This is a genomic window from Acinetobacter sp. S4397-1 (genome assembly GCF_024129285.1).
GTDB lineage: Bacteria > Pseudomonadota > Gammaproteobacteria > Pseudomonadales > Moraxellaceae > Acinetobacter > Acinetobacter lwoffii_C.
This window is the reverse complement of the sequence record NZ_JAMXXZ010000006.1, coordinates 16,149-38,856: the sequence shown is the minus strand read 5'-3', so window position 1 is coordinate 38,856 and position 22,708 is coordinate 16,149. Positions and strand designations below refer to the sequence as shown.

General features: G+C 46.3%; 21 protein-coding genes. 8 read left to right on the top strand and 13 right to left on the bottom strand.

The annotated features are described in order from the left end of the window. Window positions 1-127: 127 nt before the first annotated feature. Window positions 128-463: a ciprofloxacin tolerance protein AciT gene (aciT, locus tag NI467_RS05135; RefSeq protein ID WP_151205349.1), complete on the bottom strand. Its 336-nt coding sequence runs from the start codon at window positions 461-463 to the stop codon at window positions 128-130. A 407-nt stretch (window positions 464-870) separates the two neighbouring features. Then, window positions 871-2,091 carry a phosphoserine phosphatase SerB gene (gene serB, locus NI467_RS05130; protein WP_151206952.1) on the bottom strand — a complete coding sequence of 407 codons (1,221 nt, stop codon included), beginning with the start codon at window positions 2,089-2,091 and terminating at the stop codon, window positions 871-873. A gap of 82 nt (window positions 2,092-2,173) precedes the next feature. Here serB and NI467_RS05125 point away from each other — a divergent pair, with 82 nt between their 5' ends. Beyond that, window positions 2,174-3,427, top strand: a complete 1,254-nt coding sequence (locus tag NI467_RS05125; protein WP_174660497.1) for a hypothetical protein — start codon at window positions 2,174-2,176, stop codon at window positions 3,425-3,427. 111 nt (window positions 3,428-3,538) lie between these two features. Here the strand turns inward: NI467_RS05125 and NI467_RS05120 are convergent, their stop codons facing one another. From NI467_RS05120 to mhpT, 3 genes are all read right to left on the bottom strand, one after another. Beyond that, window positions 3,539-4,495 carry a bile acid:sodium symporter family protein gene (locus NI467_RS05120; protein ID WP_253151373.1) on the bottom strand — a complete coding sequence of 319 codons (957 nt, stop codon included), beginning with the start codon at window positions 4,493-4,495 and terminating at the stop codon, window positions 3,539-3,541. 100 nt (window positions 4,496-4,595) lie between these two features. Beyond that, entirely contained in the window at window positions 4,596-5,225 is a 630-nt protein-coding gene (gene pncA, locus NI467_RS05115; protein ID WP_151204632.1) for a bifunctional nicotinamidase/pyrazinamidase, read from the bottom strand. 205 nt (window positions 5,226-5,430) lie between these two features. Beyond that, entirely contained in the window at window positions 5,431-6,636 is a 1,206-nt protein-coding gene (mhpT, locus tag NI467_RS05110; protein ID WP_151204633.1) for a 3-(3-hydroxy-phenyl)propionate transporter MhpT, read from the bottom strand. A gap of 743 nt (window positions 6,637-7,379) precedes the next feature. Between mhpT and dapA the strand changes: the two genes are divergently transcribed. The 3 genes from dapA to purC are packed head-to-tail and all read left to right on the top strand — an operon-like array spanning window position 7,380 to window position 9,654. Beyond that, a complete protein-coding gene (gene dapA / locus NI467_RS05105; RefSeq protein ID WP_151204634.1) occupies window positions 7,380-8,279 on the top strand; it encodes a 4-hydroxy-tetrahydrodipicolinate synthase in 900 nt (299 codons plus the stop codon). Window positions 8,280-8,291: 12 nt separating this feature from the next. Beyond that, window positions 8,292-8,897, top strand: coding sequence for a lipoprotein-34 precursor (NlpB) (locus tag NI467_RS05100; protein ID WP_151206955.1), 606 nt, complete (start codon window positions 8,292-8,294; stop codon window positions 8,895-8,897). 37 nt (window positions 8,898-8,934) lie between these two features. Next, window positions 8,935-9,654: a phosphoribosylaminoimidazolesuccinocarboxamide synthase gene (purC, locus tag NI467_RS05095; RefSeq protein ID WP_151204636.1), complete on the top strand. Its 720-nt coding sequence runs from the start codon at window positions 8,935-8,937 to the stop codon at window positions 9,652-9,654. A 275-nt stretch (window positions 9,655-9,929) separates the two neighbouring features. On the opposite strand, the gene NI467_RS05090 is transcribed toward purC, so the two are convergent. Beyond that, a complete protein-coding gene (locus tag NI467_RS05090; RefSeq protein WP_253151371.1) occupies window positions 9,930-11,201 on the bottom strand; it encodes a replication-associated recombination protein A in 1,272 nt (423 codons plus the stop codon). Window positions 11,202-11,624: 423 nt separating this feature from the next. Between NI467_RS05090 and NI467_RS05085 the strand changes: the two genes are divergently transcribed. Continuing rightward, on the top strand, window positions 11,625-13,532 hold the full coding sequence (locus NI467_RS05085; RefSeq protein ID WP_253151369.1) for an EAL domain-containing protein: 1,908 nt from the start codon (window positions 11,625-11,627) through the stop codon (window positions 13,530-13,532). An 18-nt stretch (window positions 13,533-13,550) separates the two neighbouring features. Here the strand turns inward: NI467_RS05085 and NI467_RS05080 are convergent, their stop codons facing one another. Continuing rightward, a complete protein-coding gene (locus NI467_RS05080) occupies window positions 13,551-14,003 on the bottom strand; it encodes a YcgN family cysteine cluster protein (protein ID WP_151204639.1) in 453 nt (150 codons plus the stop codon). Between the two features lie 188 nt (window positions 14,004-14,191). On the opposite strand from NI467_RS05080, the gene NI467_RS05075 reads away from it, so the two are divergent. Then, window positions 14,192-14,350, top strand: a complete 159-nt coding sequence (locus NI467_RS05075) for a DUF1328 domain-containing protein (RefSeq protein ID WP_004647174.1) — start codon at window positions 14,192-14,194, stop codon at window positions 14,348-14,350. 81 nt (window positions 14,351-14,431) lie between these two features. Here the strand turns inward: NI467_RS05075 and murJ are convergent, their stop codons facing one another. Both murJ and ampD read right to left on the bottom strand, forming a co-directional pair. Further along, the gene (gene murJ, locus NI467_RS05070; RefSeq protein WP_174660502.1) at window positions 14,432-15,982 is read right to left on the bottom strand and encodes a murein biosynthesis integral membrane protein MurJ; all 1,551 of its coding nucleotides are present in this window, start codon (window positions 15,980-15,982) and stop codon (window positions 14,432-14,434) included. A gap of 52 nt (window positions 15,983-16,034) precedes the next feature. Beyond that, the gene (gene ampD, locus NI467_RS05065; protein WP_151206960.1) at window positions 16,035-16,631 is read right to left on the bottom strand and encodes a 1,6-anhydro-N-acetylmuramyl-L-alanine amidase AmpD; all 597 of its coding nucleotides are present in this window, start codon (window positions 16,629-16,631) and stop codon (window positions 16,035-16,037) included. A gap of 181 nt (window positions 16,632-16,812) precedes the next feature. Between ampD and nadC the strand changes: the two genes are divergently transcribed. Further along, on the top strand, window positions 16,813-17,658 hold the full coding sequence (nadC, locus tag NI467_RS05060) for a carboxylating nicotinate-nucleotide diphosphorylase (protein WP_253151368.1): 846 nt from the start codon (window positions 16,813-16,815) through the stop codon (window positions 17,656-17,658). A gap of 98 nt (window positions 17,659-17,756) precedes the next feature. Here the strand turns inward: nadC and NI467_RS05055 are convergent, their stop codons facing one another. The 3 genes from NI467_RS05055 to rph all read right to left on the bottom strand — a co-directional run bounded on the left by NI467_RS05055 (window position 17,757) and on the right by rph (window position 20,982). Beyond that, window positions 17,757-19,970, bottom strand: coding sequence for a phosphocholine-specific phospholipase C (locus tag NI467_RS05055; protein WP_253151362.1), 2,214 nt, complete (start codon window positions 19,968-19,970; stop codon window positions 17,757-17,759). A gap of 26 nt (window positions 19,971-19,996) precedes the next feature. Further along, complete coding sequence (locus NI467_RS14745) at window positions 19,997-20,128, bottom strand: hypothetical protein (protein ID WP_258170013.1); 132 nt, start codon at window positions 20,126-20,128, stop codon at window positions 19,997-19,999. A 137-nt stretch (window positions 20,129-20,265) separates the two neighbouring features. Beyond that, window positions 20,266-20,982 (bottom strand): ribonuclease PH, encoded by a 717-nt coding sequence (gene rph / locus NI467_RS05050; RefSeq protein ID WP_151204644.1) that lies wholly within the window; start codon window positions 20,980-20,982, stop codon window positions 20,266-20,268. Window positions 20,983-21,187: 205 nt separating this feature from the next. Here rph and NI467_RS05045 point away from each other — a divergent pair, with 205 nt between their 5' ends. Next, the gene (locus tag NI467_RS05045) at window positions 21,188-21,841 is read left to right on the top strand and encodes a TetR family transcriptional regulator (RefSeq protein WP_151206963.1); all 654 of its coding nucleotides are present in this window, start codon (window positions 21,188-21,190) and stop codon (window positions 21,839-21,841) included. 70 nt (window positions 21,842-21,911) lie between these two features. Here the strand turns inward: NI467_RS05045 and NI467_RS05040 are convergent, their stop codons facing one another. Further along, on the bottom strand, window positions 21,912-22,526 hold the full coding sequence (locus NI467_RS05040; RefSeq protein ID WP_151204646.1) for a thiol:disulfide interchange protein DsbA/DsbL: 615 nt from the start codon (window positions 22,524-22,526) through the stop codon (window positions 21,912-21,914). Between the last annotated feature and the right edge of the window lie 182 nt (window positions 22,527-22,708).

Below are 22,708 nucleotides of genomic sequence, written 5' to 3'. Positions count from 1 at the left end.
TTAATTGTATGAAAATTGACAAATATCCTAGCATACATCGAAGCCAGGCTGAGGAATGACTTTGTATCATATTTCTAACACAGAAAAATGCACCCAGCGGTGCATTTTTCTGTGTCTTTCTGGCGACTTAACGACTGGATAACTGCTGCTGGTCATCTTCATACACCGGCGTATGTTCGATATAGCGGCGTTTAGCCAACGCACGTTCTGCACGGCGGTCCTCACGCAACAGCAAGAGGGTGACAATGGCCATGACAATCGTCAGTGCAGTCAGGTAGCTATAGGTCATCGGGAGTTCAAACAGGGCTTGTGTCCCACTGCGAATCATTTCGATCAGACCCCAGGTCAGCATGCCCGCAGCCATAAAACTTAACCAGCGACGATAAGGCGAGAAGAACACAGCAAGCACAGCCGCAGCGACTAAACTCAAGCCTACAATCGTTGCCAGATTCGCTGTTACCATAAAAACCCCTCCATCCAACAAGATAATGTATACGTTGACCAGCTCACACTTCTAAGCATTGAATTCTGTTAAGTCCATCAAGTGGAATATATTGATTTGAATTTCTATGTCAGCATTATGATGAGTTTTCAGCATAAGAAAAGTCCCATTTTTCGACTTTACGACATACTTTGTCGCGATATTCTTTTGTCATTACATTTTTTATTTCTATCGTTTTTGTGGATCAATGACTGTGCCAATGTTGGCGTGTCATTACAAAATCATCGGGGCTGTGCTTGGCTTAAAAAATTATTTTTTCCGTTTCAGCGGATTGCTGTTTTTCTATGCGACAGGTGCAAAAAGCAGAAAAAAAGCCCGCACAGAAATGTAAAACGCGGCCCTAAGGCCGCGTTGCTTAATAAAATTATTTAAGCACGGTTCAGATCTTTATCATGCATGCCGAGTAAATACAGCACACCGTCCAGACCGACACTAGAAATGGCCTGTGTGGCATTCTGACGAACAAGGGGCTTAGCACGAAAAGCCACGCCAAGACCTGCAATCGACAACATTGGCAAGTCATTGGCCCCATCACCCACCGCAATGGTCTGCTCTAAAGAAATCCCCATTTCATCTGCAATCTGCTTTAATAGCAGTGCCTTACGGGCACCATCTACAATATGGCCTTTGACTTCACCGGTAACCTTGCCATCCCGGACATCCAGACAGTTGGCATGTACTTCATCAATCCCCAGCTTGGCTTGCAAATATTCTGCAAAATACTGAAAACCACCCGACAGAATAGCCGTGCGATAACCTAAAGCTTTTAAAGTTGAAATCAGGCGCACTGCCCCTTCCGTGACTGTCAGGCGTTCGGCAATTTTCGGCAATACTGCTGCATCCATGCCTTCTAGCAGGGCAACACGGGCGCGGAAACTTTGCTGGAAGTCCAGCTCGCCCTGCATGGCACGTTCGGTAATTTCTGCAACCTGGGTGCCAACACCGGCTTCAATCGCCAGTTCATCAATGACTTCCTGTTCAATCAGGGTCGAGTCCATATCAAAGCAGACCAGACGGCGGTTACGGCGATAAGCATTATCTTCCTGTACCGCAACATCCACATTCAGTTCATTCGACAGGCTCAGGCAGGCTGCACGCATGGCCGCAGCATCCAGCATCTGCCCACTTAAACCGAACTGGATACAGGCACGTTTCGGACCTTTGCTGGAGCCATCCAGGGCGGGACGGCCGGAAAGACGTGTGACCGTTTCAATATTAAAACCTTGGCTGGATACAATATGGGTCACAGCCTGAAGATGAGAGGCATTTAATTCCGGAGCCAATGCCGTTACGATATAACGTGTGCGTCCACCTTCTTTCACCCATTGCCCATATTCAGCAGTAGAGATCGGTTTAAAGCGCACTGTTAACCCGATATCATGTGCTAGAATCAGGATTTCCTTCATGGCTAATGCTGTTGCAGTCTGGTCATTAGACGAGACCACAATTCCTAAGGTCAGTTGATTATGAATGACCGCTTGTCCTACATCTAAAATTTGTAAGGAATGGGCGGACAAAACCTGCATTAATCGTGTAAATTGATTAGGCTGGTCGGGTCCTAAAAATGATATAAGAATGATTTCTTGCATGAATTGACTCGGGTCTGATCTGAGCGACAACAATTGTTAGAATCATAATCGAAATTGAACAGAATTGCCTTGGAAGTTTAAGTTGAATGCGCCTAGACAAGGGCTATTTGCTAGCCTACTGATTGTAAGTTTTGCTTTACATACCTTTTTACTGGTATTGGCAACCACTCACCAACTGAATGACAACCGGGCCAGTCAAGGGCAGCTGATGACCAGTCAGCTGGTCACTGACAGCCTGGCAGAGCTTGAACCCGCCAACCGTGTTTCCTTGGCGCTTCTGGCCAATCGCTATGCCACCAACCCCAGTGTAACCTCTATCCGTATCCTGGATGCGAATGGTCAGGTTCTGGCCACTGGCGGACTGACTAAAACTCGTGAGGGTGAAGTTTTTGTTCGTGATGCCCTGCAAAACGAGAAAAAAGTAGGGGTCATTGAAATCACCCTGATTGAGCCAAGTATTGGGGAAATCCTCCGTACCCAATGGCTGGCGATCCTGTTCTCTTTTGTCATTCATGGCCTGCTCTGGGTAGCCTATCGTGCAGTAGCGCGTCCAAGCCGGACCGAATATCTGGCGCGCATCAACAATGAATCCCGCCTCAAGTTTGAAATCCAGAGCCTGACCCAGGCACTGGAGCAGGAAAAGCACAATGCCGCTTTGGCGATTGCCCAGGCTCAGCAGGCTCTTAAACATAAACCCAAAGAAAAAGAGCAACCGGCTGTGGTGCTGGATCATGACAGTCTGTCTTTGAACATCCAGTTCTATGATCCAAAACAGTTACTGGATAGCGTCAATAAAACTGTGTCTGTACCTTATTTCAATCTGTGCCAGATTTTCCTGAACAAGGCCACTGAGCTCTGTGTACAACATTACAAGCTGAACAGTCAGGATATTTCTACCGTACAGAAATTTAATGAAAAAGGCGCAACCATCAGTATTGCAGCAGACAAACCGGATGCCTTGGCCTGCCTGACCATGATCAGTGCTGTATTTCAGCTGCTTTCGGAGGTCTTGTATAAACGTTACCGTGAAGAAAAACGTTTTGTCCTGCAAACCCGTAGTGCCATTTCATCAACTGTGGAGGAAATGCAGTTGAACTCGGTACAGGCAGCAGAACGTCTGGTCCAGCAACTGATGGCCAAAGAAAGCGCTCTGCATGTTCCAAATAGCTTACTGAAAAATATCTCGGATCATTTTGAGCTGGTCAGCATGCCTAATCCAACCAATGTACTGACCCGTCATGCTTTTGTAGTCAATGGCATGGATGCTGAAACAGCCGAGCTGGCCCAAACGTTCAGGACTGAAATTCTAAAATCCAAGCAGTCCAAAGCATCATAATAGCGACTGAAATACTTCCTAAGAAAAGCCGTTTAGCGTTGTATATACGGCTTTTTTAATGGGAAGAAATACTTATCAGAAACTCAAGTTTCTTGAAAGGATGATGTTCATCTAGTCCAGCTTATGGGTGGTTGTTTCAGCCTGTCTTGACGCCCAGTAAGTCGCCAGAGCCGGTCCAGAAATATTGTGCCATAAACTGAAAATAGCACTCGGTACAGCAGTGACCGGAGACGCTGCAAAATGAGTAGCAGCCAAAGCCACGCCCAGCCCGGAATTTTGCATACCCACTTCAACGGCAACGGCGCGACAGTCTATTTCTGCCAGCTTAAACAGGCGGCTGGCCCAATAACCCAGTAAATAGCCCAGTCCGTTATGTAAAGCCACAATTCCTAAAATCATCAAGCCGGATTCCAAAATCTGGGTTTTACTGCCGGCAATAATTGCAGCCACAATCGCCACAATCGCCAGTACTGAAACCAGTGGCATAACCTGAATATAGGCTTCAACCCTGGTCTTTAACACTGCCCGAACTATCAAGCCCAAGAAAATTGGAAATAACACCACCTGCAAAATCGAGATCAGCATCGACCAGGCATTGATCTCAATCCATTGACTTGCCAGCAGATAAAACATGATCGGTGTCAGAATCGGTGCCAATAAGGTTGAAACTGAGGTACAGGCCACCGACAGCGCTGTGTTGCCTCGGGCCATATAGGTAATGACATTCGAGGCCGTTCCTCCCGGACAGCAGCCGACCAGAATCACACCGACTGCAATTTCAGCAGGAAGCCGGAACAACTGACAGAGCAAAAAAGCCAGCCCGGGCATTACCAGAAACTGGGCCACAACGCCAATCGCGACAGCCTTCGGACTCTGCAAGACGCTTTTAAAATCGCCCAAGGTCATGGTCATGCCCATACCAAACATGATCAGTCCCAACATCCACGGAATATAGGCACGTAACCAGACAAAGAGATCAGGCAGCATCAAGGCAATCGCTGAAAACAGGATGACCCACAAAGCAAAGGTTTTTTGGACAAACTGGCTAAATTGAAGCAGTGCTGACATGGGCTAATCCCATCAATAACAAAGAGAAAAGGTATCGCTTGATACCTCGACATTACAGGCAGTCTATACAGATTCCCAGGTTACTTCTATACAGCCAGAATCAGGCAGCATCCAGTATATCTTTTAGATAAATCCGTTTAACGCCCTGTGCCAGCATGTCCTGCCAGGCATGTTGCAAGGAACCGTTCAGATCAATACCCTTGGTGGCATCAGCAATCACATAGGCATTAAACCCCAGCTTGCGGGCATCCATCGCGGTCCAGGCCACACAAAAATCTGTCGCAATCCCGACGATAAAAACCGTATCAATATGACGTTCGCGCAAATAACCCGCCAGACCTGTAGTGGTTTTTTGATCCGCTTCCAAAAAGGCAGAATAGCTGTCGATCTGGGGATGGAATCCTTTGCGGATAATCAGTTGGGCTTGAGGCAGATGTAAATCCGGATGCAGCTCCGCATCTGGAGTACCCTGCACACAATGACTTGGCCAGAGTACCTGAGGACCATAGTCCAGCTGAATGGTTTGATAAACCGCTTTGCCAAAATGATTGCTTGCAAAAGAAACATGATCTGCCGGGTGCCAGTCTTGGGTCAGGACAATATTGTCAAAATACTGTCCCAATCGATTGATATTTGGAATAATCTGATCTGCATGTGCAACCGCCAGATTGCCTCCCGGTGTAAATCCTCGCTGTACATCCACCACGATCAAAGCTGCATTGTGCATTATTTTTATTCCTTAAAAACTGAATTTGCACCCAAGCATAGCCCAAAACGAAAGATTTTTTTTACTCTCTTTACTAAAATAGAATAACGGCCGATTCTGAAAAAACTGCTGCTGGCAATGATTTAAATATGTAATCAATCCCTTGGTTTTATCCAGTCAAAATGAACATAAAAAAGCCTGCATGTGCAGGCTTTTCAATAGGGACTGATCAAACTTTAGTGCGGTTGACCAGAATCAGCATACATACCGCCGAGATCAGAATACATGGAATCGCTGCCGAGATGACCCCTGCGGCACCAAAACCTGCTACCAGAAGCTGACCTGCAATCGCAGGCCCAAGCATTGCGCCAACACGGCCTACAGCAGAAGCGACCCCTACCCCTGTACCACGTACTTCAGTTGGATACACAATACTCCCGAAAGCATACAGTACCCCCTGACAACCAATAACGAAGGCACCGGCCAAGGCTGCTGCTATATACATCTGGTTCAGTGAGCTGGCACCATTCAATGCCAGCAAACCTGCCAAAATGCCACCATACATCAATACAATCACATAGGCTTTCTTCCAGCGATCCGTCAACATACCCAGAATGATGGTACCAATGGTCGCAGTTACCATGAAATAGAACTGGGCTGTTGAACCATTCTTACGAGTAAAGCCCAGTTCCATAAACAGTGATGGCAACCAGCTCAGCATGATATACACCACCATCAGGGTAAAGAAATAACTCACCCAGATACATACAGTACGAAACAGGTTATCCGAGTTAAACAGGTCCTTGAAGGAGCCTTGTGATGCTGTCGCCAGCTCTGTAGCCGTTTTGTGCTGCGCTTTTAAATATTCCTTCGACTCTGGCAGAAACCCCATCATGAGTGGAATTGCAATAATCGGTAATAAACCACCCAGGTAGAATACGTTTTTCCAGTTCGCCCCAAATTCAGTTGCAGCCACTAAAGATAAAATGGCAGCACCAACCGGCATACCGCAGTACATCAATCCCACCGCACGACCACGATTTTGTGGCGATACAGCTTCAGATGCCAGAGTAATCAGAATCGGCATGGCTCCACCCAGACCAGCGCCTGCCAGAAAACGTACGGCCAGCAAGCTATGAAAACTGTTGACCCATACGGTACATAAGGTAAAGAGAGCAAATATTGCTGTCGACCAGATCAGGACTTTCTTACGGCCAATACGATCTGCAAACCGACCGCCGACCAGTGCACCCGGCAATAAGCCTAGAATCCCTGCACTAAAAAACACCCCCAATTGTGAACTATCAAGACCAAAATGCTCACGTATACCCGCCGCAGCAATCCCTGCTGCCTGAATATCTAAGCCTTCAATCACGGCAATCAGAAAGCAGATCGCGACCGTGACGATGGCATGCTTATTGTCTGATTTTTCCATTGGAATATCCTTGTTTAATCAGCGTTCAAAAAGAGAGCCCATCATCTATGAGTGGCCAATTAGAATTAACTATCAAAAAGTTGAACGCTTTGGTTGGATTTCCGAACAGGAGAAATTTTGATGACTTTCGCATTGCTTGCAATAAAGTCTTAAAAACGATTAATTAAAATTATATAAAATTCAGTCTCTTATCTATAAGACTTATAAATCAGCCCTAAGATTTAACCAGTTAGAAAAATAAATGATTTAAATTTAATACTTTAAACAGCTTAATCAGACGTTATTTTTATTTAACAGGCTGATTTTTCGCTCTATTTCTATATTTTTCACATCTCAATTCATCGAATATAAATATTAGTTCATATCAAAGTGCAATTTTCTATTTAAAAAAACTTAAAAAATCAGAAGGTTGAATATTTTTATAGCAGTATTTTAGTCGCAGGGTTATAAAACAAATTGGTCAAAAAAAACTTTATAGCAAGTTTTATTTACCTTCTATCTAGCTTGAATGGGCAGTCAAACACCTCTTCTCGGGTCTTGATTGTTTTACATAGGCTTTGTATAAAGAATCAGTGGCTTTGACTAAAGCATATTGTTCTTATGCGTTTGATCAGTCATAATTTGCATAAGCAATATTCAATTCAGCCCAGATTGATTGAATTTGTTCTCAATCAGAATACAAACCCATCCAAATTTATGTTTTCTCATTCTCTTCGGATGGACAAATAGGATAGTTTTTCAAAATGACTCAGCAAGCACAGACCACTCAGGGTTCCATTGTCGCAATCGTCACCCCAATGTTTGAAGATGGCAGCGTAGATTGGAAGAGCCTCGAGAAGCTGGTTGAGTGGCATATTGCAGAGGGTACAAATGGAATTGTCGCCGTAGGTACTACCGGTGAAGCCTCTACGCTCAGCATGAGTGAACATACGCAGGTGATCAAAGAAATCATCCGTGTGGCAAAAAAACGTATTCCTGTGATTGCGGGTACGGGGGCAAACTCGACCCATGAAGCCATTCAATTAACCCGTGAAGCCAAAGAACTGGGGGCTGATGCTGCCCTGTTGGTGACACCTTATTATAATAAACCGACCCAGGAAGGCTTATACCAGCACTATAAGGCGATTGCTGAGGCAGTTGATCTTCCCCAGATTCTTTATAATGTGCCGGGCCGTACGGGCGTAGACATGGCCAATGAAACAGTGATTCGTCTGGCAGATATTCCGCAAATTGTGGGCATCAAGGACGCAACCGGTGATGTTGCGCGTGGTGCAGCTCTGCTTGAGGGCCTGACTGGCAAGAACATGACCGTCTATTCAGGTGATGATGCAACGGCTTATCAGCTGATGGGTCATGGGGCTAAAGGTAATATTTCGGTGACTGCCAATGTGGCACCCAAAGCCATGAGTGAAGTCTGCGCGGCTGCACTTCAAGGCGATATGGCACGTGCTGAAGAGCTGAATTCGCAGATTGCAAATTTACACAATATTTTATTTTGCGAATCGAACCCGATTCCTGTGAAATGGGCACTTCACGATATGGGCTTAATCGGTACAGGTATTCGCCTGCCATTAACCCCTCTTGCAGAACAATATCGCGCTCCGCTTCATGAAGCACTGGTGGTAGCGGGCGTCATTCAATAAAAGAGCACAATTATGCATTTACGTTTAGGACTTACCTTCGCACTTTCAGTATTGGGTCTGGCAGGTTGTAGTTCACTGGCCTTTAATAATGGCACTTTAGATTATAAAGAAACGACTACTCTCGAACCCTTACAATATCCTGAAGGCGCCATGGTACGTCCTGCAACGCCATTGTACCCTGCTCCTATTGTAGATCCGCTGGCGATCGAGCATGCGCCCAAGCTGGAAAACCAGCGTGCAAACCGTTTTGCCCTACCACGTCCACCTGCTCAGAGTATGGATTCAACCCAAACTGATGCAACTGAGACGGCTCCGATCGGAAAACCACAACTGGTTGTGGATGGAAATCAAAATCCACTACTTAAAATCGATGGAAATTCTGCTACAATCTGGCAATACACACTTGCTACCCTCAGCAGCCTTAACTATTCCATCGTTGGCCAGAACCCAAATCGTCATGAAGTGACGATCAAAGTCGACCAGCAGACCTATGTATTAAGACTATCTCCTGTCGGTTCGAGTCATAACCTCGCTGTGTTCAATACCGATAACAGTTTTGCAGACCGTGAAAAAGCCGCAGAACTGCTCAATCAGATTTACCAAAATTGGCCAGCCTAGACAGTTCTAGGCATTTTTTTTTGTAGAAGGTTCCCTCATGTTAAAACAAACCTTGCTCTATACTGGTAAAGCGAAATCTGTCTATACCACGGACAGCTCAGACCACTTGATTTTAGTTTTTCGTGACGATGCGTCCGCATTCAATGGCGAAAAAATCGAACAACTAGATCGTAAAGGTAAGGTGAACAACCGTTTTAACGCCTTCATCATGGAAAAACTGGCCGAAGCCGGTATTGAAACCCATTTCGAAAAACTGTTAACACCGAATGAAGTTCTGGTCAAAAAACTGGACATGATTCCGGTAGAATGCGTCATCCGTAACTATGCCGCGGGTTCTTTATGCCGCCGTCTGGGTGTAGAAGAAGGTAAAGAACTGACTCCACCAACATTTGAATTGTTCTTTAAAGATGATGCGCTGGGCGATCCAATGGTCAATGAATCGCAAGCGATTGCTTTGGGTTGGGCCAATGCTGAACAATTGGAAAAAATGAAAGAATTGACTTATCAGGTGAATGATGTGCTTAAAGCATTGTTCGATGCTGGCAATATGATTCTGGTGGATTTCAAGCTTGAATTTGGTGTTTTCCATGACCGTATTGTGTTGGGTGATGAGTTCTCTCCAGACGGTTGCCGTCTGTGGGACAAAGACACCAAGAAAAAACTGGATAAAGACCGTTTCCGTCAAGGTCTTGGCGGTGTTGTAGAAGCTTATGAAGAAGTTGCGGCACGTTTGGGTATCAATCTTGAAGATATCTAAGCCCTAGCTGACGCTGAGCTTTAAAAAACCGGACAATCAGTCCGGTTTTTTTGGATAAGATGATTGTAAAAAATAATTCTGTTGATAAAAATCATTGTTTTTACTGTATGTAACGTCTCTATTAGATTTTTTTATAGCAAGCTAAACCAGAATTCTCAGAGCGTTCAATCGCTTTTTAGCCGACCAGATTTCCCCCCCTCCCCTCGAGAATGTTATCTCCCCGAAAAAAACCTTCTGTTTTCAGCCCAGTTCGCCTCGAACTGGGCTTTTTTTAACTATTGCTGCTGTTCCTGCTGCCAACGGCGCTGTTGCAAACGTTCCGCTTCCACTTCACGCTTATTACGTGCCGATTCATACAATTTGGTGCCTTTTAGCTCAGGCGGCAGATAGTCTTGCAAAACAAAATGTTCCGGATAATGATGCGGATAGAGATAATCCACCCCATAGCCCTGGGCTTTCATCAGTTTGGTCGGTGCATTGCGTAAATGTAAAGGCACTGCAAGATTTGCGGTTTTTTCTGCCAGCTCCATGGCTTTGTTAATCGCCAGATAGGTACTGTTACTTTTGGCGCTGGTCGCCAGATATACCGCACATTGCCCCAAAATAATCCGGCCTTCCGGCATGCCAACAGCCTGTACCGAGCGGAAACATTCACCAGCCAGCAACAAGGCATTTGGGTTAGAATTGCCAATATCTTCTGAAGCTGCAATCAGCATGCGGCGTGCAATAAAGATCGGGTCTTCCCCGCCTTTGAGCATGCGTGCCATCCAGTACAATGCAGCATCCGGATCACTGCCACGGATCGATTTAATAAAAGCCGAGACCAGATCATAATGCTGCTCACCGGACTTGTCATAACGAGCAATATTCTGCTGTGCGACTTTGACCACCACTGCATTGGTGATGACATTTTCCTGCTCAGCTTCAAAAGTACTGGCCACCAGATCAAGCAGGTTCAGTGCCTTGCGTGCATCGCCTGCGGCAAACTGGATCAGGGCATCAAATTCTTCAATCTGCAGATAACGTTCTTTCAGGAAACTGTCTTTTTCGATGGCCTGGCCCAGCAGGGTCTGAATCGCTTCAGGACTAAGTGCATTTAAGGTATAAACCTGACAGCGTGACAGCAAAGCACTGTTGACCTCAAATGAGGGATTCTCGGTGGTCGCACCAATCAGGGTAATCTTGCCTTTTTCAACCGCATTTAACAGCGCGTCCTGCTGGGATTTATTGAAACGGTGAATCTCGTCAATAAATACCACCGGTGTAAGCAGGTCTCCTGTTTCGGCAATCAGTTCCCGTAGTTCTTTGACTCCGGTATTCAGTGCAGACAAGCTAATAAATGGCCGATCAACTGCCTGCGCCAGCAGCAGGGCAATCGTGGTTTTTCCGACTCCTGGCGGTCCCCAGAAAATAATGGAAGGCAAATGCCCCTGATCAATCATTTGGCGTAAAGGTGCATTTTCCCCCAGCAGATGTTCCTGTCCGATAATTTCAGTAAGGTCACGTGGCCGTAGGCGTTCGGGAAGCGGAATATGGTGGTCTGACATCGGATAATAGGCTCAACATAAGAACTGATTTCATTCTAACATTCGCAGTTTTGAATCCAACATTCAACGTTAAAACTATAAAAGATTCGTCAGGGTCTGTTGATCTTCCATCAAAAGATTGCGCGCTCTGCTAAAACTGGGGCAAATGAGGCGTGAAATACAGGGAATAGCCAGACTGCCCAGTTTCATAACGCAATCTGAGCCAGTATCAGTGCCATAAGCGCAAATGAAGCAGCGTCTTGTTCAAAGCCCAAGAGAAGTAATATATTTTTTAATTTCCCATCCACGTATCTATGGAAAAGCAAGCAAATTAAAGCTAGTAAATTATGAATTAATTACATTGTAACTTCCATATTGTTTTATTCTAATTAAAATAATCGGAGCAACCTCGCAGCACACTTTAGAGGTTATGGCGGTGAATGCATGAAGCCTGGCAAATCTAGATCAATACCTGCAGAAGCTACGGAATCCCAGGTTACTTCTGTTGGGCTATTGCATCCGTCCAATACCGTTGCCATACAGCAATTCATTGATGATCTGCCTCATCCCCTTTGGGTGATGAGTAAAGACCAGCAGCAGTATTTTAATACAGCCATGATCGAGTATCTGGGTATTAACCTGAATGACAGCCACCACCTCGACTGGCATCATTTTATCCATAGCGATGATTTGCAAGCTGTTCTCGATCAGTGGCATATAGCGCTCAGCCAGCAGCAGAATATTGACATCCAATGCCGTATCCAGCAGCCTGAAGGCAATTACCACATGTGTAGGCTGAAGATAAAATACTGTCCTCAGCCGGAACATCTGCTGCAATGGTCCATTTCCCTGACCGATCTACAGGACTATGTTGAACTTCAGCAACAGCTCGCTCAGAGCGTATCTCGCCAGCACAACATGCCGGATGGCCCGGCAGGAAAAACCGGCCAGATCTATCATTCTGGCCATCAAATCCTGAGGATTGATCCGCTCCCGCAAAATGACCGGTGTACCCCGGCCAAGATCCGCCAGCAGACGTTGGCAGAAATGCAATTGAATAGCGTGAGTAAACGCGATGAATTAACTGGCCTATATAATCGTAATACCTTCTATCGCACTTTCAAACAGGTCTTGTTCCAGGCCAAACACCACAACAAGAAACTCGGCTTATTGCTGATTGACCTGGATTATTTCCGGCATATTAATGACACGCTGGGACATCTGGCGGGAGATCATTTGTTGCATATTCTGGGTCAACGTTTCCAGAATTGTTTTGCTGCCAATACGCTGGTTGCCCGTCTCGGCGGTGATGAATTTGCAGTGTTGGTCCAAGATCTGAAAAGTGAGGAACAGCTGATTGCGACGGCGCAGCTGGCCTATCAGCAGCTTAAGCAGCCGGTGGGTTATCTGGGACATAGCATGCGCAGTGCGATGAGTATCGGTTGCGCCATTTATCCGCGAGATGCCTTAAGTAGTTCCAATCTATTAAAGTCTGCCGACATTGCCCTGAATGATCTAAAAAACAGTGGTCGTGGCGGTATCCGTATGTTTAATCAGGAGATGTCGACCTCTCTAAATCAAATTACCCGACAGCTGACGCTGGCCCGCAAGATTATTCATGCCGATCAGATTGTGCCTTATTATCAGCCCAAAGTTCGGCTGTCAGATGGTGCAGTCATTGGCTTTGAAGCCTTGTTACGCTGGCAGGACCGGCACCAGCAGATCCAGCTGCCCTCGGATATTTTCGGTGCATTTCAGGACTATGAGCTGGCTTCGCGGATTAGTGAAACCATGCAGCTTAAAGTCTTTGCAGATATGAGCCGCTGGCAGGCTCAAGGTCTGGAACTCTTGCCAATTTCAATCAATGCAGCACCAGTTGAGTTTCTGCGCGACAACTATGCCGAAAAACTGCTGGCGCGTCTGGCCAGATTTGATATTCCAACCGATAAGGTCGAACTGGAAATTACCGAACAGAGCCTGTCAGAAAGTGGCGCCCATTATGTGGTCCGTGCCTTAAATCTGCTCAAGCAGGCCGGAATTCATATTTCACTGGACGATTTTGGCACCGGACATTCATCGCTCACCCGCTTGCAGGAATATCCGGTCGATTGCATCAAGATTGACCGTAACTTTGTAGAACGCATGAACACAGATCCGTCTGCCTTGGCCATTGTCAAAGCCATTACCCAGATTGGTTCGAGCATCTCGCTGGATATTCTCGTGGAAGGCATTGAAAATACCGAACAGCTAGATACCCTGATGGGTTGTGATTGCCAGATCGGACAGGGTTTTTATTTTTATCGTCCCATGTCCGGCGAGTCAGCCCAGCAGCTGCTACGTTCCACTGGTTAAAAAGCTGAACCTTGCAGTCTAGCGTACCCAGCGGACTATATATTCTTCAATTTCATCTTCGTGTATATCAGTCTCACTCAGACAGCGACCCGCGGCAGATTTTCTGGCCTGCAGGATAGTTTGCCGTGAACCCGTGTTCAGATAGTGCCAGGACGGCAAACTCTTGCCTTCATTCACACGGCGATAGGCACAGCTGGACGGCAGCCAGTGAATCTCTTGCAATTTTTCAGGCGTGAGCTGAATACAATCTGGCACATAGTCCAGACGGTTGGAATAATCCGCACAACGTGCCGTCTGACAGTCCAGTAGCTTGCAAGCCACCTTGGTATAGGCGACTTCTGCCGTTTCCTCATCTTCCAGCTTGATCAGGCAGCAGAGTCCGCAGCCGTCACAGAGCGCTTCCCACTCGGCTGAGGTCAGTTCAGTCAGGGTATAATGTTTCCAGAAATGCGGACGCAGAACATCAGACATAAGCAATAAGTATGGTAAAAGTCAGCTTATTATACCAAGTCTCAACAGACGAAATGCAGCGGGCGTCTCTTATTATCAGCACGTAAACTATTGTTAAATCATAGACAGTTCATCAACAAAACACTAACAGTGCCAAAAATTGATTATTTCTATACTGATTTTGAGAATAAAAACACATGGAGAATATTATGTTTCGCTGGGCTATTATTTTTGCTGTGATCGCCTTAATTGCCAGTTTACTCGGTTTTGGTGGAGTAGCCGGCTTATCTAAGGATTTCGCGATTATCTTACTGGTAATTGCTGTTATTCTTGCCATTGTTGGTTTTCTTTCTCGCGGCAAGGTCTAGCGACTGAACAGTGCCAAGAAAAAGTAACTTCAAAAAAACAAGAGCCATTTGGCTCTTGTTTTTTTTATAGATTAAATGGACTTAGGGTTTAAGATGACGGGGTCTAAAGCCCACTGCTAATAGTGCTACTGCATAGGCCAGCATCCCCACCAAACAGAGGATAAGTACTTCCACCACCCGCATCCAGGCGGAAACATCCGCATCATACCAAGTCAATGCATAGCCCAAGGCCGCAATCATCACTGCATTGGCGAACAGAAATTGCAGGAAGATCTTTTTCCAGTGAGCGCCAAAGCGGAAAATATTGCGTTTGTGCAGGTAGAAATAGAGCAGGCCCGCATTTACCATAGCCGAACCAGTCGAGGCCAGTGCCAGCGCCATATGTTCAGCTTCCCAGTTAATCAGCTTGAACAGGCCAATAAACACCACGTTTAAAATCGCATTGGCTGCCACAGCCATCAGGCCAATCCGGACCGGGGTACGGGTATCCTGCTGGGCATAAAAACCAGGTGCAAAGACCTTGATCAGCATAAAGGCAATGACCCCACCACTCATACATTGCAGGGCTAGTGCGGTCATCTGGGTATCTTCAAAAGTGAACTGACCGCGTTCAAACAGGGCCTGAATAATCGGGGTCGACAGCATGAACAGCGCAATACTGGCCGGTAGACCCGCCATAACAATCACTTTGGCAGCCCAGTCCATCATTGCTTTGAATTTTTCCGGATTCTGCTCGCTATGCCGTGCCGATAAAGAAGGCAAAATCACCGTACCTATCGCCACACCAATTAGCCCCAGCGGCAGCTCGGTCATACGCTCGGCACTGTACAGCCAGGAGACTGAACCATCCTGCATAAAGGAAGCCCAGATGGTGTTCAGCAGCAGGTTAATCTGGGTGACAGAGACTCCAAACAAAGCCGGCAGCATCAGTTTCATGATGCGCTCTACACCTTCATGTTTAAAATCAACTTTAGGCGGAATCAGCAGCTTTTTACGCCACAGTTCTGGAATCTGCAGGGCCAGCTGTAAAATACCGGCAATAATCACGGCCCAGCCCAGTGCCATAATTGGCTCGGCCATATACGGGGTAAGCCACAAGGCACCGGCAATCATGGCCACATTTAATAAAACCGGTGCAAAAGCTGGCGTGGTAAAAGAGCCATAGGTATTTAAAATACTACTGGCAAATGCCGTCAAAGACATGAATAGCAGATAAGGAATAGTCAGCCGGAACATGTCGGTGGCCAGCGCAAACTTTTCCGGATCACTATGAAAGCCCGGTGCATAGACATACATTACCGCAGGGGCAGCAATAATCGCCAGCATAGTCAAGGTGGTCATCACTGTGGCCAGACAGCCAAAGACCCGGCTAATCAAAATCTGAACTTCAGCATGGGCCCGACCGGTTTTGTATTCGGTCAGGACCGGAATAAAGGCCTGGGAAAAAGCCCCCTCTGCAAACAGTCGCCTGAAAAAGTTCGGAATACGAAAGGCCACCACGAAGGTATCAAAATCTTTACCGGCACCAAATACATTCAGTAAAACCACATCCCGGATCAAACCCAGAACCCGTGACAACATGGTCATTGCACTGACAATCACGGTCGAACGCCAAAGCGCCATCCTATTCACCTAATCTTAATTTGTGGCTATTGTAATCAAACTCAGGAAAGAAGTTTATGACTTAATCCCCTGACTCTGCAGCATTGATTGCTGTTTTATAGTACTGGAGCTGACTGCGGAACCCAGCCCAGTCAAAATACGGTCCCGGATCGGTCTTACGGCCTGGGGCTATATCTGAATGCCCGGCAATATGCTGCTGGATTTTAGGATAATGGGCTTGCAGACATGCCGTAACCTGCACCAGAGCAGCATACTGTGCCGCTTCAAACGGTAGGTCATCGCTGCCTTCCAGCTCAATTCCGATTGAATAATCATTGCATTCTTTTTTGGCCAGATAAGTCGAGCGCCCGGCATGCCAAGCCCGATCCTTAAAATTGACAAATTGCAGTACTTCACCGGAACGTAAAATCAGCAGATGGGCCGAAACCTGCATCCCTTCAATGGTTTGAAAATACGGATGCACAGAGCAATCCAGTTGATTCTGGAAAAACTGTTCAATATAAGTACCGCCAAATTGCGACGGCGGCAGGCTGATATTGTGAATCACCACCAGCTGAATTTCGGTCTGCTCGGGGCGTTGGTTAAAATTCGGAGAAGCCAGCTGACGTGCGCCCAGCAATTGCCCATCCTTGATGTGAAACTCAGCCGCCTGTTGCATAATCCTGTCCTGTTGCAAAATAAAACCTGCAATACCCGGATTGCAGCCCGCCTAATGCTAAAACTTTCAAAGGCAAATCTCAATTCATCCTCATGGCGGGGAGGAAAAATCGCTTATTTTTATGTAACAGTGTTAAGATAATGCGCAATTTTTCACGGCTAAAAAAGATACGGAAATACTCATGAGCATATCTCAGGCTTTGCTAGAACAGTCGATTCAGATCAATATCCAACAGGCCTTATCGGAAGATATCGGAGACGGCGACATTACGGCCCTGCTCACTCCTGAAGATGAACAGGCCACTGCCACCATCATTAGCCGTGAAGATATGGTGCTGGCTGGTCAGCCGTGGGTGAATGCCCTGATTCATGCCTATGACCCAAAGGTTGAAGTGACCTGGCTGAAAAATGACGGTGAACGGGTAGAGGCCAATGAAGTCTTTTTAAAGTTGGCCGGTTCGGCACGCAGCCTGCTGACCGTGGAACGTCCTGCCCTTAACTTCATCCAAACGCTTTCTGCTGTGGCGACCAAAACCGCTTTATATGTCAAGGAACTTGAGGGTCTAAATACCAAGTTGCTGGACACCCGTAAAACCTTGCCCGGCTTACGGATTGCCCAAAAATATGCTGTTGCCATTGGTGGCGGGCAGAACCATCGTCTGGGTTTGTTTGATGCCTTTCTGATTAAAGAAAACCACATTATGGCAGCAGGCGGCATTGTTCAGGCCATTGCCAAAGCCCACAAGATTGCCCCAGGTAAATTGGTAGAAGTCGAAGTGGAAACCTGGGATGAACTCAATCAAGCCTTGGAAGCCAAAGCGGATATTGTGATGCTGGATAACTTTAGCCAGCAGCAGATGATTGAGGCGGTGCAACATGTCGCAGGTCGTTGTAAGTTGGAAGCTTCAGGCAATATTACTATTGAAAATTTACGTGAAGTGGCCAGTACCGGCGTGGATTATATTTCTATGGGCGTTTTAACCAAAGATGTGAAAGCGATTGATTTATCCATGCGCTTTAATGCCTAATTCATAATGCAACAAAAGGGGCCTAGGCCCCTTTTATTGTTCTTAAACTTCTATTGTCAATATAAGCGCATCCATAAGATGGCACGATACTGGATGTTTTAAATGGCACTTCCCATAAATGGATCAGAATAGCTGTCTTTACCAATCTCCAGACGGCCAGCAAAACGTCGCTGGAACTGCTCATCTCCCACGATGCTGACACTAAAGTCATACCAGCCATATACAGCCGACATATCTAAAATCAATTCGTTCTCAGTCGCGGTAGTAGGGATTTTCCAGGTTTGTCCATCCAGATAAGCATTGGCTTTGACCAGCAGATCTACCGCCTGCTGACCATCATGTCGTACTTTAAGATAAATTTTCGGGTCACATTCCTCGACACAGATCCGAATTTCAGGCAGGGAATTTTTTTGTGCAGGCTGCTTGAGATCACCCACGAAGGCCCGATGGAAACCATTTGGCCCCAAGATCCACAAGTCATATGCTCCATCGACCAGCGCCCAGTCATCATCCAGCTGCTTGCCTGCTTCGACCATATAACGTCGTGGAATCGCGTTTAAATCCAGTTTGTTATAGACATGGAATACTGCCGCTTGCTGTCCGGTGTTGGAAAATAGCAGTTTCACTTTATTTTCACTGGCCAGGACTTTGGCACTGCTGTGTAAAATATAAGGCAATGCCCGAGAATAGCGGATACCCAGCTCCTGCTGAGGGAAGTTTTGTGTAGATGGCACCGGAACTTGCGGCAATTTTTGCTGTATTGCCCGAATCGCATCTGCTTCCGCCTTGGTCTTTTGCCCAGCCAATTTCGGCAAAATATCCATATTCGGGGTTTTAAAGTTAAATGCAGAGGTCAAATCTCCACACACCGCACGGCGGTAAGGACTGATATTGGGTTCTTCTACCCCAAAACGCTCTTCAAGAAAACGAATAATCGAAGTATGGTCAAAAACTTGGGAATTTACCCATCCTCCTCGACTCCATGGAGATATGACATACAAGGGCACACGAACCCCAGGTCCATAGACGCCATGCCAAAAGTTTTTATTTTCACCATCTACATATTGCAGCAGCGGCTGACGGGTTGAACCTTCAATGCGTGGATGGTTGAAGTATTCAGAAGAAATCAGATCATCATCTAGGGTAGTTTTACCATGGACTTTAATAATTTCCCCGTGCTCATTAATTTCACGTGAAGGCGCAGAAGGCGAAGGCATATGGTCAAAAAAACCATCATTTTCGTCAAAATTGACCAACAGTACGGTTTGACTCCAGATCTCAGGATTTTCAGTCAAAGCATTCAGCAATTCCTGAATATACCATGCCCCTTGTACTGGGCTGGAAGGCCCCGGATGTTCACTATATGCAGCCGGTGCCACGACCCAACTTACCTGGGGTAGCTTTCCATCCACAATATCCTGCTTCAATTGTCCCAGTAACCCTCCATCATGGGGCATGGTATTGGCAATGCCTTTATATAACGGCTCCTTGGCATCAATGGCTTCATCATAGGCAGGACAGACAGGATCGGAGTGGCTGACGGGCTTGCCCGACTGCTCATTGGCGCGGCGGTATTGTTTAAATCCGGCCAGCGGGTTGTCTGTAAAGTTGTCCGGCATATTTTGATAGACTTTCCAGCTCACTCCGGCTTCTTGCAGGCGCTCAGGATAGGTTGTCCAGTCATAACCCTGTGCAGATGAACCTATCCCATCAAATTCATTGACTACACTGGCGACCCCTGCCCCGGTAGGCCCATTGGTTCCTGTCCAGATAAACTTACGGTTTGGATTGGTTCCCGCATGCATGGCACAGTGATAAGCATCACACAGAGTAAAAGCATCCGCCAAAGCAAACTGGTATTCCACCTCGACCTTTTTATAGTAGCCCATTGACTGGGTCTGTTTATGTTCTACCCAGTTGCCCATCCGGCCTGTATCCCATGCCGCTTGACCATCTACCCAAGAGTGTGGTGTGCCTGAAACCCGCTGTGCATTTCCCAGGCTGCTATCCAGATGATAAGGCAATACTTTATTTTTTTTCTTGTCATACTGTTCCCAGACTTTACGGCCATCCGCCAGTGGAATCGTAAAACGGTCGCCAAATCCCCTGACGCCTTTTAAGGTACCAAAGTAGTTGTCAAATGAACGGTTTTCCTGGGTCAAAATGATCACATGTTTCACATCTTGAATGGTTCCGGTTTCAACTTTGGCATCTACCGCCAATGCTTTTTGAATACTTAAAGGAAAACTGGATAAGGCAGTTGCCCCTAATAATGTTTTTGCTGAATGAGTTATAAAGTCACGACGGTTCATTTTCACTTTCCTCTGATTTATTTTAATTAAGGCGCGCAATGCACTTTACAGCTTGGTTGCGGTGATGGAGGAGAGTTGCTCTGACTGTCTTCATCATTATTACAGGCACTGAGCAGGAAGCCCAAACTCAGCAAAAAAGTGAGAGAAAGTAAACGCATGGAAAATTCCTTATATTTTATGCGCCCCCAGAGATAAACAATAATTGTGACCCCAAGATGATACTTTGCTTACAGAACCATGACAGATAAAAAAAGCACACCCGAAGATGTGCTTTTTAATGAATAAAATAAATAACTTACCAGCCCAGCGCTTCCTGCTGTTTCTTGACCAGCTCCTGGATGCCTTTTTCGGCCATTTCCAGCATGGCATTGGATTGTGCACGGGTAAACGGTTTATCTTCCGCAGTTCCCTGAATCTCAATAAACTCACCAGCCTGAGTCATTACCACGTTTAAATCGGTCTGGCAGTTAGAATCTTCTTCATAGCACAGGTCGAGCAGGACTTCATCTTTATAGATGCCCACTGAAATGGCAGCCACCAAACCTTTGAGCGGATCTTGCTTGATTTTTTTATTTTCCAGCAAAACATTCATGGCATCCACCAAGGCAACTGCAGCACCGGTAATTGCAGCTGTACGTGTACCGCCATCCGCCTGAATCACGTCACAGTCCAGAGTAATGGTATTTTCACCCAGCTTTTTCAGATCAACCATAGAGCGTAGACTGCGTCCGATTAAACGCTGGATTTCCTGAGTACGGCCGCTTTGCTTGCCACGGGCTGCTTCACGGTCACTACGGGTATGGGTCGAACGCGGCAACATGCCATATTCAGCAGTGACCCAGCCTTGTCCCTTGCCTTTCAGGAAACGAGGTACTGAATTATCAATACTGGCCGTACACAGCACCTTGGTATGACCAAATTCAACCAATACGGAGCCTTCCGCATAACGTGTATAGTTACGGGTAATTTTTACTTCACGTAATTGATCTAATGCTCGCTGGTCGATACGCATAATAAGTCCTGCTGTTGGCTAAAAATAATGGGGGTCCAGTATAACAGAAGCCTTCTCCCAAGATCAGGACAGCAAAGTAATCATTTACAAAATCAAATTATTAGCAGTATTTCAGCCTGAATTGGCTCTGATCTGACAGATGCGGATAACCCTATGATTGAATTTTATTTTTGCTACACTGCACGATCCGCCCAGGAAGTTTTCTATGTCTTTACGTGAAGAACGCAAGCAGCAAAGTCGTCAGGCACTGCTGGACGCCACCTTAGTATTGAGCAGTCAAGGCCGTGCTTTTAGCAGTATCAGTTTGCGTGAAATTACGCAGGCTGTGGGACTGGTTCCGGCCGCGTTTTATCGACATTTCAAAAACATGGATCAGCTCGGACTGGAATTGCTGGATCAGGCTGCACTGCATATTAAAGGGGTGCTGCACCAGCTCGGACCGACTGATTTTTCCCTGAACCAGCTAGCTGACAAAGTCGAACTGTTTTTTCAGAAGGTCGATGCGTATCCCCAAGCCTGGATATTTTTAAGTGCAGAACGTTGGGGGGGCTGTATGTTTTTACGTCAGGGAATCGAACGCGAAATTCATTATCTGGTAGAAGATTTGCTGCATGGCCTGCAACAGATCCCAGCGCTGCAGCCGCTCCAGTCTCCGGTTGAACTGAGGGCGCTGGCCCAGATTCTGCTGCCTTTGGCACTCAACTGGGCCATGGACTGGATTCATCTTCAGACCCAGATCCATCCAGCATCAGATCAGGCAGCATTCGCGCATTTTAAAGCCCAATGCCTGACACAGCTGCAGTTATTGTTCTGTGGCGTTTTATCCAGTCCGTCTACGCGCACAACAGACCTTCAATAAAATATAAATTTTGGAAGATCTAAAAAAACCTGCATCTGGATGCAGGTTTTTCAATTCAATCAGGGCCGGCTTATTTGGCCTTACGTTCCTTGTCTACCAGATAGTTCACCACTTGAACCACTTTTTCACTGTCGCCTTGCACCACATATTTACCATTCACGGTTACGGCAGGCACACCACTCAACTGGTAAGCAGCAGCCAGATTTTTAGCCTGAGCGATTTTTGATGAGATCGGGAATGATTTATAAGTGCTGTTAAATTTTGCTTCAGGAATACCATAACGGGTATAGAATTTTGCCAGCTGTGCCTGTTCCAGAATTGGCTGCTGCTTGGCGTGAATATCATGAAACAGCTGCAAATGCGCTTTCTGGCGAACCCCTAAAGCCTCAGAGGTATAATAAGCACGTGCGCCCTGCTCCCAAAGCGGATTCATGGCCGCCGGAGTACGCACAAAACGCACATCTTTAGGTAGTTTTTTCAACCAGGCTTGCAGATGCGGCTCAAGCGTATAACAGTGACCGCAGCCATACCAGAAGAATTCACGTACTTCAATTTTCCCCGGTTTTTCAACTTTGACTGGATTTGCCAGAACTTGATAGTCCTGACCTGCCACAAAATTGGCCATGGCACTGCCGGAAAATGCCAAAACAGATGCGGCTACAGTACCTAAAATAAATTTTTTCATTGGGATTATCGTCCTCTAAATCATTATCTTTAGTTTATGGGTTCACTATAAAGCAATTATGCCGTGTTCGTTTTTATTCTGTGAACTTTTTTACGGCTTTTATCGCTTTTTTTGCCAGAAACGCTACACTAAACAAGTGTACTGATTTACAAGAATTTAAATCAGTTTATCTGGCCCTATGG